12 protein-coding genes and 4 pseudogenes are annotated in these 15,029 nt (G+C 37.3%); 9 read left to right on the plus strand and 7 right to left on the minus strand.

Annotated features, from left to right (window positions below; all coding sequences use genetic code 11):
* The first annotated feature begins 152 nt into the window (after positions 1 to 152).
* Positions 153 to 467, plus strand: a pseudogene (locus EEL30_09225) (YolD-like family protein).
* A gap of 622 nt (positions 468 to 1,089) precedes the next feature.
* Here EEL30_09225 and EEL30_09230 read toward each other — a convergent pair.
* From EEL30_09230 to EEL30_09245, 4 genes are all read right to left on the minus strand, one after another.
* Complete coding sequence (locus EEL30_09230; protein ID QDX92488.1) at positions 1,090 to 1,548, minus strand: hypothetical protein; 459 nt, start codon at positions 1,546 to 1,548, stop codon at positions 1,090 to 1,092.
* A 173-nt stretch (positions 1,549 to 1,721) separates the two neighbouring features.
* Positions 1,722 to 2,009: a hypothetical protein gene (locus tag EEL30_09235; GenBank protein ID QDX92489.1), complete on the minus strand. Its 288-nt coding sequence runs from the start codon at positions 2,007 to 2,009 to the stop codon at positions 1,722 to 1,724.
* A 78-nt stretch (positions 2,010 to 2,087) separates the two neighbouring features.
* On the minus strand, positions 2,088 to 2,561 hold the full coding sequence (locus tag EEL30_09240; GenBank protein QDX92490.1) for a DUF262 domain-containing protein: 474 nt from the start codon (positions 2,559 to 2,561) through the stop codon (positions 2,088 to 2,090).
* A gap of 963 nt (positions 2,562 to 3,524) precedes the next feature.
* A complete protein-coding gene (locus EEL30_09245; GenBank protein ID QDX92491.1) occupies positions 3,525 to 4,268 on the minus strand; it encodes a suppressor of fused domain protein in 744 nt (247 codons plus the stop codon).
* A 219-nt stretch (positions 4,269 to 4,487) separates the two neighbouring features.
* Here EEL30_09245 and EEL30_09250 point away from each other — a divergent pair.
* Positions 4,488 to 4,703: pseudogene (locus tag EEL30_09250) on the plus strand (hypothetical protein).
* A gap of 60 nt (positions 4,704 to 4,763) precedes the next feature.
* Here EEL30_09250 and EEL30_09255 read toward each other — a convergent pair.
* The gene (locus EEL30_09255) at positions 4,764 to 5,105 is read right to left on the minus strand and encodes an MmcQ/YjbR family DNA-binding protein (protein ID QDX92492.1); all 342 of its coding nucleotides are present in this window, start codon (positions 5,103 to 5,105) and stop codon (positions 4,764 to 4,766) included.
* A gap of 590 nt (positions 5,106 to 5,695) precedes the next feature.
* A pseudogene (locus tag EEL30_09260) lies at positions 5,696 to 6,238 on the minus strand (hypothetical protein).
* Positions 6,239 to 7,067: 829 nt separating this feature from the next.
* On the opposite strand from EEL30_09260, the gene EEL30_09265 reads away from it, so the two are divergent.
* The 4 genes from EEL30_09265 to EEL30_09280 all read left to right on the plus strand — a co-directional run bounded on the left by EEL30_09265 (position 7,068) and on the right by EEL30_09280 (position 9,325).
* On the plus strand, positions 7,068 to 7,538 hold the full coding sequence (locus tag EEL30_09265; protein QDX92493.1) for a hypothetical protein: 471 nt from the start codon (positions 7,068 to 7,070) through the stop codon (positions 7,536 to 7,538).
* Positions 7,539 to 7,560: 22 nt separating this feature from the next.
* Positions 7,561 to 7,887: a hypothetical protein gene (locus tag EEL30_09270; GenBank protein ID QDX92494.1), complete on the plus strand. Its 327-nt coding sequence runs from the start codon at positions 7,561 to 7,563 to the stop codon at positions 7,885 to 7,887.
* A 225-nt stretch (positions 7,888 to 8,112) separates the two neighbouring features.
* On the plus strand, positions 8,113 to 8,736 hold the full coding sequence (locus tag EEL30_09275) for a TetR/AcrR family transcriptional regulator (protein ID QDX92495.1): 624 nt from the start codon (positions 8,113 to 8,115) through the stop codon (positions 8,734 to 8,736).
* Positions 8,737 to 8,770: 34 nt separating this feature from the next.
* Positions 8,771 to 9,325, plus strand: coding sequence for an N-acetyltransferase (locus tag EEL30_09280; GenBank protein ID QDX92496.1), 555 nt, complete (start codon positions 8,771 to 8,773; stop codon positions 9,323 to 9,325).
* A gap of 30 nt (positions 9,326 to 9,355) precedes the next feature.
* On the opposite strand, the gene EEL30_09285 is transcribed toward EEL30_09280, so the two are convergent.
* Positions 9,356 to 9,724 carry a DUF4440 domain-containing protein gene (locus tag EEL30_09285; protein ID QDX92497.1) on the minus strand — a complete coding sequence of 123 codons (369 nt, stop codon included), beginning with the start codon at positions 9,722 to 9,724 and terminating at the stop codon, positions 9,356 to 9,358.
* A 173-nt stretch (positions 9,725 to 9,897) separates the two neighbouring features.
* Here EEL30_09285 and EEL30_09290 point away from each other — a divergent pair.
* The 3 genes and pseudogenes from EEL30_09290 to EEL30_09300 all read left to right on the plus strand — a co-directional run bounded on the left by EEL30_09290 (position 9,898) and on the right by EEL30_09300 (position 14,651).
* Positions 9,898 to 11,087 (plus strand): IS3 family transposase gene (locus EEL30_09290; protein QDX92498.1). Its coding sequence is split into 2 segments (ribosomal slippage): positions 9,898 to 10,198 and positions 10,198 to 11,087, totalling 1,191 coding nucleotides; the frame shifts between segments, so codons are not numbered across the junction.
* A gap of 381 nt (positions 11,088 to 11,468) precedes the next feature.
* Positions 11,469 to 13,439 carry a HAMP domain-containing protein gene (locus EEL30_09295; protein ID QDX92499.1) on the plus strand — a complete coding sequence of 657 codons (1,971 nt, stop codon included), beginning with the start codon at positions 11,469 to 11,471 and terminating at the stop codon, positions 13,437 to 13,439.
* A gap of 414 nt (positions 13,440 to 13,853) precedes the next feature.
* A pseudogene (locus EEL30_09300) lies at positions 13,854 to 14,651 on the plus strand (hypothetical protein).
* Positions 14,652 to 15,029: the final 378 nt, after the last annotated feature.

Below are 15,029 nucleotides of genomic sequence, written 5' to 3' on the forward strand. Positions count from 1 at the left end.
ATAGACTACTTTTCGACTTTTTTCTAGACTTTTCCATAAATCTGTCATAATACAATATTGCTTATGTATTTTTGTCATTATTTTTTCGTTGCATAATCTCCCCATCGTCCAATAAAACAGAAACACACATTCGTATTTAAGGGGATGTTTATATGGCTAGCAAACTACTTGATCCGCTTGTAACAAAATTCATCTTGCCCGAACACGCCGAGATAGATACGTCAGCATCACGAGGATAAGAAACTGATTGAGAAACCTATCATCGAAGAGGATGAGCTAGCTGAGTTTTGCTATCGGATATCTGACTCACGTCAGTATGACTATGCTCTTACAATTAGCTGGGGAAAGAGACAAAAGAGGGCAGAGGCGTGATAGAATCCGCTTGGGGATGGGTAGATAAGTTTGATTCAACGTTTAAACAGATCAAGTTGAAGAATGATGAGGATTTCTGGTGGATACCTGTTTAGGATGTAGTGAAGGTTGATGTGTAATTTAATTAAGAAAGTTGTCTCCTCAACTACGCTTACCGCATAAGGGACATGTTGAGAGTGTGACACTTCCGATTTGTGAATAAGCTCCATAGAAACGACGAAAACCCTTGGAACACAAGGGCTTTTATCATCTCTATATAATGTTGTGATGACCACACAAACTCTTGATTTTTAACTTTGACCACGGATTGATCACATGGAAATCATGCTATCTTGTTGGCTTTCGAAAGCTTCATTAATTCAATCAAAATGATCAACAGCTTCTTGTTGTATATTGATAGTGTCATGAGCGTAGACATTCAGGATCATAGACATTGGTATGATCGAGGCGGTCAGCAACCACCTTCACATTCTGACCCATCCGCAACATAAGCGTCGTATGTGTAAGCTTTTTATCGTGGAACCGTAGGCAGTTTCATTATTTTTCTAAAGTGGCCTGTCAGACGCAAGGCGAAGGTAGCTTACTTGTATGGTGGAGATACGCTTATAACGTATGAGGATAAGTAAGCATTGCAGACAAAAGTCATCTACGTGAAGGAAAAAACCTTGGCTGGTGCCATGGTATGGGAATATTCGAATGATGCAGAGGATGGTATTATCAAGTATTTTTCTGAGCATTTGAACAAGGAGAGGAATTGTATGGATTACATATAGGTCCACAGTTGTCTATTGTGCAATGTGCTGGGGTTAACGTTAGTTGAGCTCGTAGTTGTTCAAGCGGAAATGAAGGAGCATCAAGACGCAATACATGATGAAATTCATTTTTATTACAATTCTTTAGAACTTTACTTAAATCAATGGGTGCTCCAGAGATAAATGATCTTGGATCATTGCTCGCTAATAATGCAATATAAGTTTTAGTATTCACAGCAGTAATAAAAAATTGATTATTTCTAAAGAAGCCTTCATCAATTTCACAGTTAAAGTCGGCGATAGAATAGTTTTCATCTTCTCTAAGTTTATCCATCGCTAGAAGATCTTGCTTATGAACACCTGTAATGCCACTGGAGTATCTTCTTGAAAAACAATTTTTCCAAAACAATTTTTCCAAAACCATTTTTTTAGAGTGTCTCTTTGTTTACTAGTATAAGAAATACCATTTATTTTTTCAGAGGCAAAAAATCTGGTTAATGAAACAATCATGGCAGGATATGGAACGGTTCTCAAAGAAAAAAATTTAAACTCCCTCTGTAAAAAATCAATGCTGCCTTTTATACCGTTCTTTATTTTCTAAAAATTACTTCTTACATCTGCACCTTTCAAACTCATAATAGCTTGAGGGGGTGCCTCACCTAAGATAACACCACTACAACATTTAAGCTGTAAATCTTTATCTAATGAAATATCACCACATCCAAAAGGCTCTAGTTCTTCTGCTAAATCCGTAAACTCTTCTTGAAGATCAAATTCTGTGCTCCAACTCCATGCAGACAAAAGCTGGAATGTATCTAGAGGTTCACCCGCTCTGTTTACTCGTTCAAAGACTATTGCAACGTGGGTTCTATCTTCGGTTTCCATTGTTTCTATTGGAACAACAGCTTCCTTAAACTTTTCTTGGACTTTATCAATTTGTTCAACAATTTCTAACGGTAATCCTTAACATGCCTGCCTATATTTTACTGAATCAAGCATAACACTCATTGGAAAATACTTGTTTCTATCAAAATCTTCTTTTTTTAATGGGGTAAATCTACTCTCGTGAATATCGTTGTCACTTGTGAAGCTAAAGTAAATATCTAGCCATCCCTCATCGTTTTCAGGTTCCAAATCTGTTTGAAACACGCTGAAAATAGATGTAAGTCTTTGTTGACCATCAAGTACATAATCAATAGGATAATCTTTTTGAGGTTCTGGGAGAGTAAAATTATCAAGATTTTTTTCTACCTCTAATCGTTCTCTAGTTCTCCATAGTAATACACTACCGATAGGAAAACCTTTATAAATACTGTCTAGCAACAAGGCTACTTGCTCAGGAGACCAAACAAATCCCCTTTGAAAAGCTGGGATACGTATTTGTCCAGAGGTAATCTTACTAATGATTTTGCGTATTGTTAAACTATCTGACAAAATTTACATCCCCTCTAATAAGTACTATTACATTGCTGAAAAACAATTATACCATATTTATGATGGTATAAAATTACAACTATGGATCAAATGCTAACAGATGAACTTATTTTGGTTGTGAAAACGTGATAGAAAGTTAGTGATGCAATGAGAATGAAGGAGCAAGCGAAATACCTTGGAGAACTTGCCGATCGGGTACGTATTACAAGCGGGCAGGAGCTGCAGAACAAGTAATTTAGTTTGTAGATAAAAGTGTAGCTAAAACCCGAATAATAAGACAAACGTCAGAATACAAGAAGTTCTGACGTCTGTTTAGATACATATTATCAGTACTGATCAGTAGATCATATTTTCAATTTCCTACGATCTTTTTTTACTTCCCTAAACCCACGATACACATTTACTAAAGCTGATATCCCTAATAAGATTAGTAGCATTGGGTTTACTTCGGAATTTAAATACAGGTAACATAATAAGCTAAACAGGACGACAGCTGTAAAAAAAGATCCCACAGTATATTCTCTCCCTTCAGCTATCTTTAATAGTAATTACGATCTGCCATAGATCGAGATAACTACTGGTAATCAAACAATATCCACATTTACACCTTTACCCTCTATTTTTTGCTATCAAGTTGTATGTATAGGGTTCTTAAAGAAATAAGTTTATAATGTCCTCTTACTATTAACCTTGTGGATCATCGTGAAATGCTTTTGCACTCTGTTGTTCTCCGACAGTTTATCACCAACTAAATATAGAGATTGTTCCACACATGAAGAGAGCCTATCCTCACTTGCATCAAAATAAATGCACAAAAAACCCTTGAATTCCAAGGGCTTTTTGTGTTGCCTTTTTTATAAATCTAGAAAATAACCACAGTATGACTATCAAACGTAACCTGAGTAGTTTTCCAACATGTAAATCAAAATTGAAAAAACCCCTACTCTTGACAGCTAACTAACTCAACTACTCACAAGTATTCCTTCTATTCGGATGTAAAACCAGCACTTCATTTCCTAACTCCGATAATTTTTCCATCAGTCCATCCATGCCATGTTCTAATTTATAATCCATTTCTTCTTTATATAAAGGAAGTAAGAAATAGGCATAAACCTTATTACCATCCTTTGTTGAAATGACGCTGAGTTCATCCTTTAACTGAAATATGACAACTCCATTTAACCCAGTTCCATCTGCATATGGTTCATAGTCCTGATAATTGGGGATGGTATGTCCATAACCCAACCAGGTATTATACTGATGAGGAAAACGGGCCATTTGCTTCATAAGTCTGATAGGCCAATAATTATTTTCATCCTGTATCGATTCTTCTGTCAGTTCCCAAGAAGCAGGAAGAAACATCATAACTTCTGCCCGATCGAATTTATCCTCAAGCTGCTCTTGCATCTCAACTGGTATCGTCATTTGTAAATCACTCATACCAGTTGTATATAAGACCCAAAATGGCTCTTCTTCAGTAGGTTTCATTATATTCACATCAATATGTATGGTATCTGATATAATTTCATGAAAAACACTGCTTTCTCTTCCTGGAAATACTGTTTTAAAATGTTCAACGATTTCTTCTACATATTCCATGGGAGCTGGCGGTGAATAACTAGATGTTTCTTCATACTTGTAAATAGTAGTGCCGTCCTTTGACTTTTCTCCGTTGTTCTTACCACCGAATATCTTTTTTAAAAAATTCATCTAAAATTCTCTCCTTTTTCCTTTTTTGTTCTGCTTTATTAGCTATAGAAGCGAATTCTATTCTTCAACCTATATATTTCATTTACATATATTAAATTGAAGATTATGAAAATATTACAATATAGTATTAAAATGGCTTTAAATGACACATTTCGACACCACACTCTTATATTTAAGTAAATGTTTTATAAAATGGCAAGTAAAATTAGGAATCTCAATCATAGTATCAAATCAAAAGACGAAGCGATGTCAGTGGGTAAACCGCTCATAAAAAACATAACTGGAATAGATGTTACTGGGTACAAGGTTGATGGCGGTGATCATATGGGGGGCTATTTATTTCAAAGTCCGGGGAAACCAGCCGTATCCATACTTACTGATAGAGCGATTGATAGATCGGACGGTGGTAATGTTAGTGGTCTCTCAGTTTGGTAAATAATGAAAAGCTACTGACTAGAATACTTTGTCAGTAGTTTTTTTGTCCTTTTGGCAGCACTATTTTACTAATTCCTTTTGAATTTTTTTAGGAAGCTTATGAAAAACCAATTCATAAGAATGAGTAATCAGCTTCTCCCACAATTCAGTAGGAATATCGGCATCTAAATAAATAGAATTCCAATGACTTTTATTCAAGTAGTAACCAGGAATAATCCCCTCATATGTTTCTCTTAGCTGTTCGGCTCGAGCTGGATCACATTTTAAGGATAGGATAGGCTTTCCGTTTGAATCTCCACCAAGCATTGCAAACATTTTTCCTCCTACCTGATAACGATCTGCTTCCCATTCCACTTTGTAATCATGAACCGCTCCTGGGTGCTTTAGACAATAGGCTTCCATGTGGATTTTTCCATGATAAGCTCCTTTCTGCACGCATTTTTTCATTTTACCACGCTAAGGCTATCTACGACGTATGGGACTATTAAGTGGTAAAAGAGATTGCAGACTTTTACAAGGATTTTATCATCAGAGAAACAGAAGGAGCGAGACTAATGAGATACTGAGTTGAGAGAAAACAAGCTGGGGGACTAAGGGAGGGATAGGATTGGGTTGGTTTATTATGATTTTAATTCATGTTCATTCATGTTCATTTATCAACAGGGAGATAGATTGATCTTTTATGCAGATCAGTAATGGATGGATTTGTGCCGGGGGAGTATTGGCATAGTGAGACAGACACGACAGGCTGCTATTTTTACAGTACCTTGATGTACTTTCCGATTGCGTATACTTTGTTACTGGTCAGGCGTTTGCAGAGGGTAATAAAATCACCGGTTCTACATACTTGGGTAAAATGTAGAGTTTATATTTTTCCTAAGTTGGCTATCTAGGCTGGTAAGGGGATTATCAATCCAAACACCAGCAAATATAAAACAATGTAGACCAGATATAGATAAAAAAGCTTGATTTTGAATTTTTCACAAAAGCTCTTAACTGCGTTTCGGTTTCTTAAAATTTTCATCTTTGTAGTGAACAACAGTCTCATAGTAAATATCAGATTTTATATCGGAATCTTGTACCTTCCAAACCCAATATCCAACATAAGTATCAGCTAATGCTTTCTTACTCCATGCAGAAAGCTTCGCAATAGTCCAACCTAAGAGTGCCTTTTTAAATTTTTTTGTTGGAATTGGAATCTTCTCTGCTACTCAAGAAACAATGATGTCGGCCATTTCTCTGTGGGCACTATGGTTATAATGGTCGTATTTTGGACCATACACAATTTCGGTACTTCCACCAGGTCCTTCAATGACTGATGTTCTATTTTCTTTCATCAAGCTCTCATACATACTTTCCAATTGATTCTCACTCAATGGGTTTAGTCCAGTAAGGGTTATTCCATTGTAGGTGTAAGTATATTCTGCGCTTTGTTCAATAGGAGAATTAGTATTACTCTCAATTGATGCAAAAGCAGATGTGGACATACTTAGTGTGGTAAGAAGTGCAAGTAAGCTTAACAAAAATCTTTTCATCAAAAGAATCACCCTCCTTTTTGTTTTATTAAACAAAAATTACAAAAATAACTAATTAAGAACGTTGTTTATTACCAAAAATTTCTAAAATATTTCCTTCTAGCTTGTTTTTCAGTTCAAGTGAGTGCATAATCTTGAGTTTAGTCTTCTTTTAGAACATTCCTCTGTGTTAGTAAAAAGCATCATGCACTTGCAAACCAGCTTTCTTTCCCCTTTATGATTATTTTGCACCGCGTCTTGAATATTTTCCTTAGAATAAAAAATTAGAAACCCTCTTTAAATTTAGACAAAAAACGACACGAAAATATATCCTACCCCTAATTTCACTGGGTATAATGGTTCATAGTTGTATGCATTTTGTCACCTAGATAATTGATTTACAAACTAACACCATAGGGATGTAATCGTATTTAGATTCTGTGTAGTATGTTCGTTACATCTTGTATAAGCTAAAAACTGGTTATGGAAAAAATGTTATTTTTTTATTACAGGTGAACTAGTATGTATCGTATTTACCTTTTTATTTGGATAGTGTAGCCTTTCTTTACTAGATTATGATGATAGGTGTAGCAACAATAAACGGGGAAAATCTAGGAAAAACAAAGCCCTGATGCAAAATTGTCAGAGTTTTTATATGTCTAAAAAACATGGTAGAGCTCTATCATTCTATTCATATCGTATAGTTAACTAATACTATATCTAATGGATGTATACTAAATGTTAACCTATCATAGCAAAAGATTAACATTTGGTAGATAAGACCCATTTACTTACATTTATTACCTAATTATGATAATGATGTAAGTAAATGCTGGATGGAGGTAGATTTATGCGTAAACTATCAAAAAAAACGATTTTAAGTCTTTTGTCTACGTCAGTATTGGCTGTATCTCTAGCAATTCCAGTTTCAGCGTCGACCGTGTCTTCAGCTCAGCAGGCTGTAGTAGTACCGAACAGTGAGGTTGGAGCTCAACAGGTAGGGACGTATGGATGGAAAACACATATTACGAAAGAAAGTGTAAAAAAAGTTGTTACACACATTAGAAAAGGGGGCGCCACGTTAGAACAAGCAATTAGTAAGCTATCTCCTGCGGCGGCTCAATCATTTAAGAGATGGTCTAGTAAAATAGCAGATTTCTTGGAGGGCCTCGTCAAGGGTTGGGAACAAAAAGAAGAATACGCTATTGTTTATGTGAAAGATCAAGTAAGGAACTTTTTGAAAGCGAACTCCAATCTTTCGGATGGAACAATCCAGGAAATCGTTGTTACTATTGAGTGGCTACTCTGGTTCGTTGCTTAGGAATGAACGAGGAGGAACTCTTTTGCACGAGAAATATACCTACTATGATTGGCTGACAGAACAGAACTTATCATCTGGTCAGCAATCAAAGCTTCATATTTTTCTCTATTTGATTTCTGATAAATTGACAGGGAATCTCATTACCGCTGAGTATGATAAAAAAATACGCGACAATGTTTCAGAGTTTGCACATATTCTTGATGCTTCCGCAATCACTCGGGAGTTGGTGTATTCTACCTTAGAAACAAACTTTCTGTTTACGAAACAATCAATTGATCGAATGGTTGAGGGTATGGGGAATCAAGGAAATTTTGCAAAGCTTACAGAATTTATGGGACAACCTAAATAATCCATTTAGGATAAAATATATGATAATTGGGGCGGCTACGATAAAGCTGCTCTTTTTTACTTGCACCTATCTGGGTGCTTTTTTCTTTTCATAAAGTGATGTAAATGAAAAGAGATAATGGGATCTTTTTGTTTCCTTTTATTGAAACCGACATTAATGTCTTTTATAATAAACGTACCGACAAAAACGACATAAATGTATATTTTACAGGAGGCGCGAACCATTATGGCTCCAAGAGTAAGCGAGGAATACAAAAAGCAAAAGAAAATGGATTTGTTACAAGCGGCAAAACGAGTGTTTATTGAAAAGGGTTATACCCAAGCGACGATGCAGGACATCTTGGATGAGGCAGGGGTATCGAGAGGCGCTTTGTATGCGTACTTCGATAACATTGAGCACGTATACATCGAACTTCTTCATGCTGAGGATCAAAAGGATGTACTTTTTTTCGGTACAGATGATAAAGGTACGTCCTGGCAACAAATAACCAAGTGGGTTAATCAGCAGCAGCAGGAAATGCAAAGGCTTGATCAATCTCTTTTGCTGGCTAATTCGGAGTTTTTTCTATCAACGAATTACCGCAAAAATAGAGATAGTTATCCCTATGTAACAGCACGCTACCAACGTATAGCTGAGGTAGTAACTACTTTTTTTCAGAAGGGAATAGAGCGGGGGGATATTCGTCCGCGTATTCCTGTTGAATCCATTTCGCTTTATCTCATTTCATTTATCGATGGTTTAATGTTAGATACCGCTCATTTGGGGCCCGAAAAAACAAAGGTGAAGGAGCAAATGGAGGTTTTGCTATTTTCATTGAAGGAATTGCTTTGTCCGATTCCAGAAAAATAAAAGTAGAAAATAACTAAAAAAGGGGAGCAAGATTATGTTGTTTCAATCTGCAAGAATTTATCTGAGAAAAATGACTGCCGATGATGTAACGATTTATCATACATGGAGAAACGATATGGAGGTCATGCGAACTACCAATCCAGCTATTGATCTGTGTACATTAGATAACACACAAGAATTTGTTAATCAGGTTATTTTAGGATCAAGCACATCAAAAAGTTATATGATTATCGATAAGGAGTCGGAAACCCCTATTGGGATCGTCTCACTTATCCAAATTGATTATAAAAATCGAAATGCGGAGTGCATCATCGACATTGGTGAGAAGGCGTATTGGGGAAAAGGCTATGGAACGGAAGCGTTGAGGCTTCTATTAGATTACGCCTTTTTAGAATTAAATCTACACCGAGTATCATTGCGAGTGTTTTCTTTTAACAAAAAAGCCATTGCCCTATATGAAAGAATGGGATTCAAGCACGAGGGTATTTCGCGTGAATACATCTTTAGAGACGGGAAGTGGAGCGACGTTTTCCACATGGGGGTTCTGCAAAGAGAGTATGTGGCTACAACTGCCGCTGTTGGCAATTAGGCTAAAGTAATGCAAAAAAGATCTAGAAGTCTAGATCTTTTTTGCGGGTAACGGACTTAGATGTTCATGAATGAGCAGCCATCCAGTAGATTCCTTAACGAATATATTGGTGGCTCTTCCTTGTCCACTTGTGTACTTTCCATTCATATAGCCTTCATAGCAATACGTATACGTACAGGTTGCAGAGTCATTACCTTTATGGAGCCATTGGATATCTTGTGCTTTATAAATCTCGTTTTGGATGATTGACCAAGCGTTTTCAAAGTATGCCTGTATTTCTTGGTGAGTAGTACAGGTACAATTTGAGAAGTAGTAAAGGGCATTTGGATGTAACAATTTTTTCACTTCATCAAAGTTGTGGGTGTTCGTTGCCTCTATATATTTATCCAGTATCTCCATGTACGTACCCCTTCCTTTTGTTTTGAATTTTAAGTTAAAGATTTATCGTGAAAGCAAAAACGAAAAAGCTGACCCTAAGTAGAAAGCTGGTATTATCCCCTTTGAGTAGACAGTGTAAAAAGCCCACTCACCTAGCGGTGGGTGCTACACTATCCTCGGAGGGGATTTTTCGTATGGCTAAAAAAGGACAAACATTTCAACGATATACGATGGAATTTAAACAGAAGGCTATTGCTCTTTACGAACAAAAAGGGATCAGCTATGAAGCGATTGCCAAAGAATTGGGAGTGCCTAGTCCTACTCAGATCAAGAATTGGGTCAGGAAATACCGAGACGGAGATGGTTTAGAGGATCAACGAGGTAAAACATCTAAAAGAGATAATCCTTTTATAGGGCGTCCACGTACAAAATTCACTAACGTGGAAGAGGAAAGAGATTATTTAAAAGCGCAGGTAGAATACTTAAAAAAGCGTTATCCAAATCTACACGGGGAGGGTGGGTTTCAAAAGTAGCTCGGTTTGCGGTTATTGATCAGTTGGTAAGGAAGTACCCTGTTACTTGGTTAGTGGAGATAGCCAAAGTTTCCCGCGCTGGTTACTACAAGTGGAAACATACGCAAGAAGAACGTGCAAAAAGGCAACAACATAATAAACTCATAAAGGAACATATGATGGCGATTCATCGTGTACATCCATACTTCGGTTATCCAAGAATGCGAATTGCATTGAGAAAGAAAGGATTTATTGTGAATCACAAGAGGGTATATCGGTTGATGAAGGAGATGAACGTTCAGTCCATCATTCGTAAGAAACGGCGCTTTTTTGGTAAAACTGCATCCATTGTTAACCCTAACTTACTTAATCGAAAGTTCACAGCCGAAAAACCAAATCAATTGTATGTAACAGATATTACATTTGTAGCACTGAACGATCGATTTTATTACCTATCGGTAATCCAAGATCTCTTTAACAACGAAGTTGTTGCCTGGAAGGTTTCTCATCGGAATGATTTAAAACTTGTTTTAGATACTCTGGAGCAGTTAGCAAAACAAAGAGACGTGCAGGAAGCCATCCTGCATTCTGATCAGGGCTTCCAATACACGTCTAAGCAGTACAATAAGAGACTGAGGGAGTTTGGCGTGAGAGGAAGCCACTCTCGCAAAGGAAACTGCCTCGATAACGCCTGCATAGAATCCTTCTTTTCTCATCTCAAAACAGAGACATTGTACTTTTCTGAGTGTAAAACAGATGAAGAGCTCTTTCAAGCCATTGAAAAGTACATATGGTTTTATAACCATGAACGATTTCAGAAAAAACTAAACCAGTGTGCCCCGGTCGAATACCGGAACACACTGGCTGCTTAGGCTTTTTTAATGCTGTCTACTTGACAGGGGTAAGTCCAAGCTTGGGTCAGCTTTTCATTCACTATACGGAGGTCATAAGAGTTGGAGAAACTTGCTCTACCTTTTTCGCTTGAATTTTCATAATGACCACCTCCTTAATTATCTTAATATTCTGTTAATTAAAATTATATCGTATCGTTCTCTTAAAATCAATCAATAAAATTCGCTCATTTCTTTCATTCTATTTACCGCCTAAAATACCCGTTAATGCCTGAAATTGTAAGGTTTTATGCTTGTAATTAATTACCATAATAAAAAATATGGAACTGCTATATTCACAGTGAAAATTTTATCCGATAAACATTACACAACGAAAAAACGCATGGAGAGGAAAATTATAATATGGGATGGAAATTCAGGTTAACTTTGACGATTAGAAGGAAATTAATTTTTTCCTTTGCAATCATTTTAATCATTCCAAGTATTGTAATTGGTTTGATGTCTTATGAAATTGCAGCAGACAAAATGCGTGAGGAAATTAACAACTTTGGTGTAAGAAGCGTAAATATGCTGGATCAGATTATCAACGATACGATTGATCCAAAAATCCATGATATCACATACTTTTCCAAGCAAATAACCGAACCGTTTTTACAAGGGGGAGCTCAAGCTCCCATAAGAGAAAGATTGAAAGAGTATTATGCGCTTCATCCTGAATTGGTTAGTGTGTATGTTGGGACCAAAGAGGGAGTGATGATTCAAGAACCTGTTCAGAAGATGACTGAGGACTATGATCCAAGAAATAGACCTTGGTATCAAGATGCAATAGCAAAGAAAGGGCAAACGATTATTACAGAGCCCTATGTATCGGCATCGACGGGCAAGGTGGTCGTAACCATTGCAAAAACACTTGAGGATAATTCCGGTGTAGTAGCGATGAATTTAAATTTAGATAATATCGCAAAGGTAGTTCAGCAGGTTAAAATTGGGCAACAGGGCTACGCATTTATCGTGGATCAAACAGGCAAATATTTGGTTCATCCCACGATAAAAAGCGGAACTGATTTTAAGGAGAAGTGGGAAGAGGAGCTTTTTGCGAAGAAGTCAGGTCAGATCGAGCTAGATGAAACAAATGAATTCATCTCGTATGAAACGAATAAAATAACGGGCTGGAAGATAGCTGGTCTGATGTTTTCCGCAGAGATTCAAGAGGCAGTTCAGCCTATCTTTACCCGTACCCTAGTCGTTATCGTAGCGGCTTTATTGGCAGGTACAATTTTGATGATCTTCGTCATTCTTTCCATTACCAATCCTCTGATGAGATTAATAAAAGCCTCCCGCAAAATTAGTGAAGGGGATCTGACTGAAACGATCAGCGTGAACGGGGAGGATGAGATTGGAATGCTATCTCAATCGTTTCAACAGATGCAGACCAATCTTCGCACTCTCATTGGTCAGGTAGGCTTTAGTGCAAATCAGGTTGCCGCTTCGGCTGAAGAGTTAACTGCAAATGCAGATCAAACAAGTAAAGCAACAGAGCAAATCAGCACGACCATTCAATTATTAGCCACGGGGGTCGAAAAGCAATTTCATAGCGTAGAAGAAACCACGGAAACCGTACAACGTATGTCACTGGGTGTAGAGCAAATGGCCTCCCATTCTGAAGAGGTAACAGCTAAAGCGATTGAAGCATCTGTTAAAGCAACAGAAGGCAGTCATTCGATTCAGACAGCAGTAGAACAGATGAGTTCCATTAATCATACAGTTAAAAAGGTGGCAAGCGTCATTAAAGGCTTGGGTGAGCGTTCCGAGGAAATCGGTAAAATTGTTGACGTTATCGCAAATATCGCTACGCAAACCAATCTGTTAGCATTAAATGCAGCTATTGAAGCAGCACGAGCAGGCGAGCATGGTCGGGGATTCGCTGTTGTTGCGAATGAAGTCCGATTATTAGCAGAGCAATCGACTCATTCGGCTGAACAAGTGGATAAGCTGATTATGAGCATTCAGGGGGAGACGAATCAAGCTGTCCATTCGATGGATTTGGCCACCCAAGAAGCGGAAGAGGGGATCAACCTGATTAATACGGCTGGAGATTCCTTCGAACTGATTCAAGTAACTGTAGAGCAGGTGACAGCCCAAATTCAGGAGGTCACAGCAGCGATTAAACAATTGTCAGAGGGATCGAAGGAAATGGTCAGTTCCATGGAAATGATTACGGAGGTCGCAGAAACAGCGGCATCAAGCACGCAGGAGGTTTCTGCATCAACGGAGGAACAGCTTGCGACTATGGAGGAAATAACCCATGCAGCCGATTCCTTGGCAGGTATGGCTGAGGAGCTTCAGACTTTATTGGGCAAGTTTAAAATCTAGGGGAACGATCTGGCGAAAGATAAAACGGAGAAAGCCAGTCATTTCTAGCTATCACCTATGAGGGTGGATAAGTAGTGATAGATCGTTTCTGATATTATCCCTTCTTAGTAGACAGTAAGAAGCAAAACACCTTGCTGTATTGACTAGGAGGGGATTTTTCTATAGGGAAAATGGAGTATACTTTTAGGGAATTTTTGAAGAATAGTAAGAAAACGCAGAAGCGAAAGTTATGTATCAATAAGAATGAACTATATATATCTGTGTCTATATATTCATTTTTCCCTTACAAAAGTGTAAGGTTTTTTTTGTTGACTTAAAAAACAATGTGTAACTATAATTATTACAACCTCGAGGAAATTAGATGAAAATTTGACTAGATCTAGCAAAAAATTAATGAATGGAGAAGATGCAACTATGAAAAAGCTAGTTTTAACAGGCGTATTAAGTGTTGGAGCCTTAATGGGGGCAAATCTTCCAGGATTAGAGGTTATATCAGCGCATGCAGCTATCCCTTCGAGTCTTTCTATTGCAGAAGGTAATTCACAACAAACTCTTTTCGAACAGCAAAGAGAGAAATATACAGGAATTGTTACTGGAAAAACAAATCAGGGGCTTACAATCTTTACTGAAAATGTGCCTGCTAATGTGCTGAAAAATATAAATATAGGCGATTCAGTTGATATATATTCTTCATATAGTTCTAAAGTTGCTGAGAATAAAGCGGAAGACTTTATAATCGGAACGGTCACAGATTCAGATAGTGATTATGGTTATGCTACGGTAGAATACAAAAACAATGAAGGAAAAACAGAGACGGTTGATGTTATCTTTTCGGAAGCTCACTCCTATAAAGTAGGAGATAAAGTGAAAGTAACGAATAAGTCGAAATGGGAGCATAAAAAAATGGGACCAAATGATGTAACATTTGCATCAGGAGACTTTATTTCTAAAGTTGCTGAGAAAGAAGCGGAAGACTTTATAATCGGAACGGTCACAGATTCAGATAGTGATTATGGTTATGCTACGGTAGAATACAAAAACAATGAAGGAAAAACAGAGACGGTTGATGTTATCTTTTCGGAAGCTCACTCCTATAAAGTAGGAGATAAAGTGAAAGTAACGAATAAGTCGAAATGGGAGCATAAAAAAATGGGACCAAATGATGTAACATTTGCATCAGGAGACTTTATTTCTAAAGTTGCTGAGAAAGAAGCGGAAGACTTTATAATCGGAACGGTCACAGATTCAGATAGTGATTATGGTTATGCTACGGTAGAATACAAAAACAATGAAGGAAAAACAGAGACGGTTGATGTTATCTTTTCGGAAGCTCACTCCTATAAAGTAGGAGACAAAGTGAAAGTAACGAATAAGTCGAAATGGGAGCATAAAAAAATGGGACCAAATGATGTAACATTTGCATCAGGAGACTTTATTTCTAAAGTTGCTGAGAAAGAAGCGGAAGACTTTATATTCGGAACGGTCACAGATTCAGATAGTGATTATGGTTATGCTACAGTAGAATACAAAAACAATGAAGGAAAAACGGAGACGGTTGATGTTACCTTTACGGAGGCTCACACTTATAAA

Origin of the sequence: Brevibacillus laterosporus, from assembly GCA_007833815.1 — a bacterium.
In the GTDB taxonomy this organism is placed as follows: Bacteria; Bacillota; Bacilli; order Brevibacillales; family Brevibacillaceae; genus Brevibacillus_B; species Brevibacillus_B laterosporus_D.

Excerpts from the sequence above, each read along its gene's own strand:
- EEL30_09280 (QDX92496.1), top strand. The coding sequence starts at position 8,771 with ATGTTGTTTCAATCTGCAAGAATTTATCTGAGAAAAATGACTGCCGAT.
- EEL30_09285 (QDX92497.1), bottom strand. The coding sequence starts at position 9,724 with ATGGAGATACTGGATAAATATATAGAGGCAACGAACACCCACAACTTT.
- EEL30_09230 (QDX92488.1), bottom strand. The coding sequence starts at position 1,548 with ATGGTTTTGGAAAAATTGTTTTGGAAAAATTGTTTTTCAAGAAGATAC.
- EEL30_09295 (QDX92499.1), top strand. The coding sequence starts at position 11,469 with ATGGGATGGAAATTCAGGTTAACTTTGACGATTAGAAGGAAATTAATT.
- EEL30_09235 (QDX92489.1), bottom strand. The coding sequence starts at position 2,009 with ATGGAAACCGAAGATAGAACCCACGTTGCAATAGTCTTTGAACGAGTA.
- EEL30_09275 (QDX92495.1), top strand. The coding sequence starts at position 8,113 with ATGGCTCCAAGAGTAAGCGAGGAATACAAAAAGCAAAAGAAAATGGAT.
- EEL30_09245 (QDX92491.1), bottom strand. The coding sequence starts at position 4,268 with ATGAATTTTTTAAAAAAGATATTCGGTGGTAAGAACAACGGAGAAAAG.
- EEL30_09265 (QDX92493.1), top strand. The coding sequence starts at position 7,068 with ATGCGTAAACTATCAAAAAAAACGATTTTAAGTCTTTTGTCTACGTCA.
- EEL30_09255 (QDX92492.1), bottom strand. The coding sequence starts at position 5,105 with ATGGAAGCCTATTGTCTAAAGCACCCAGGAGCGGTTCATGATTACAAA.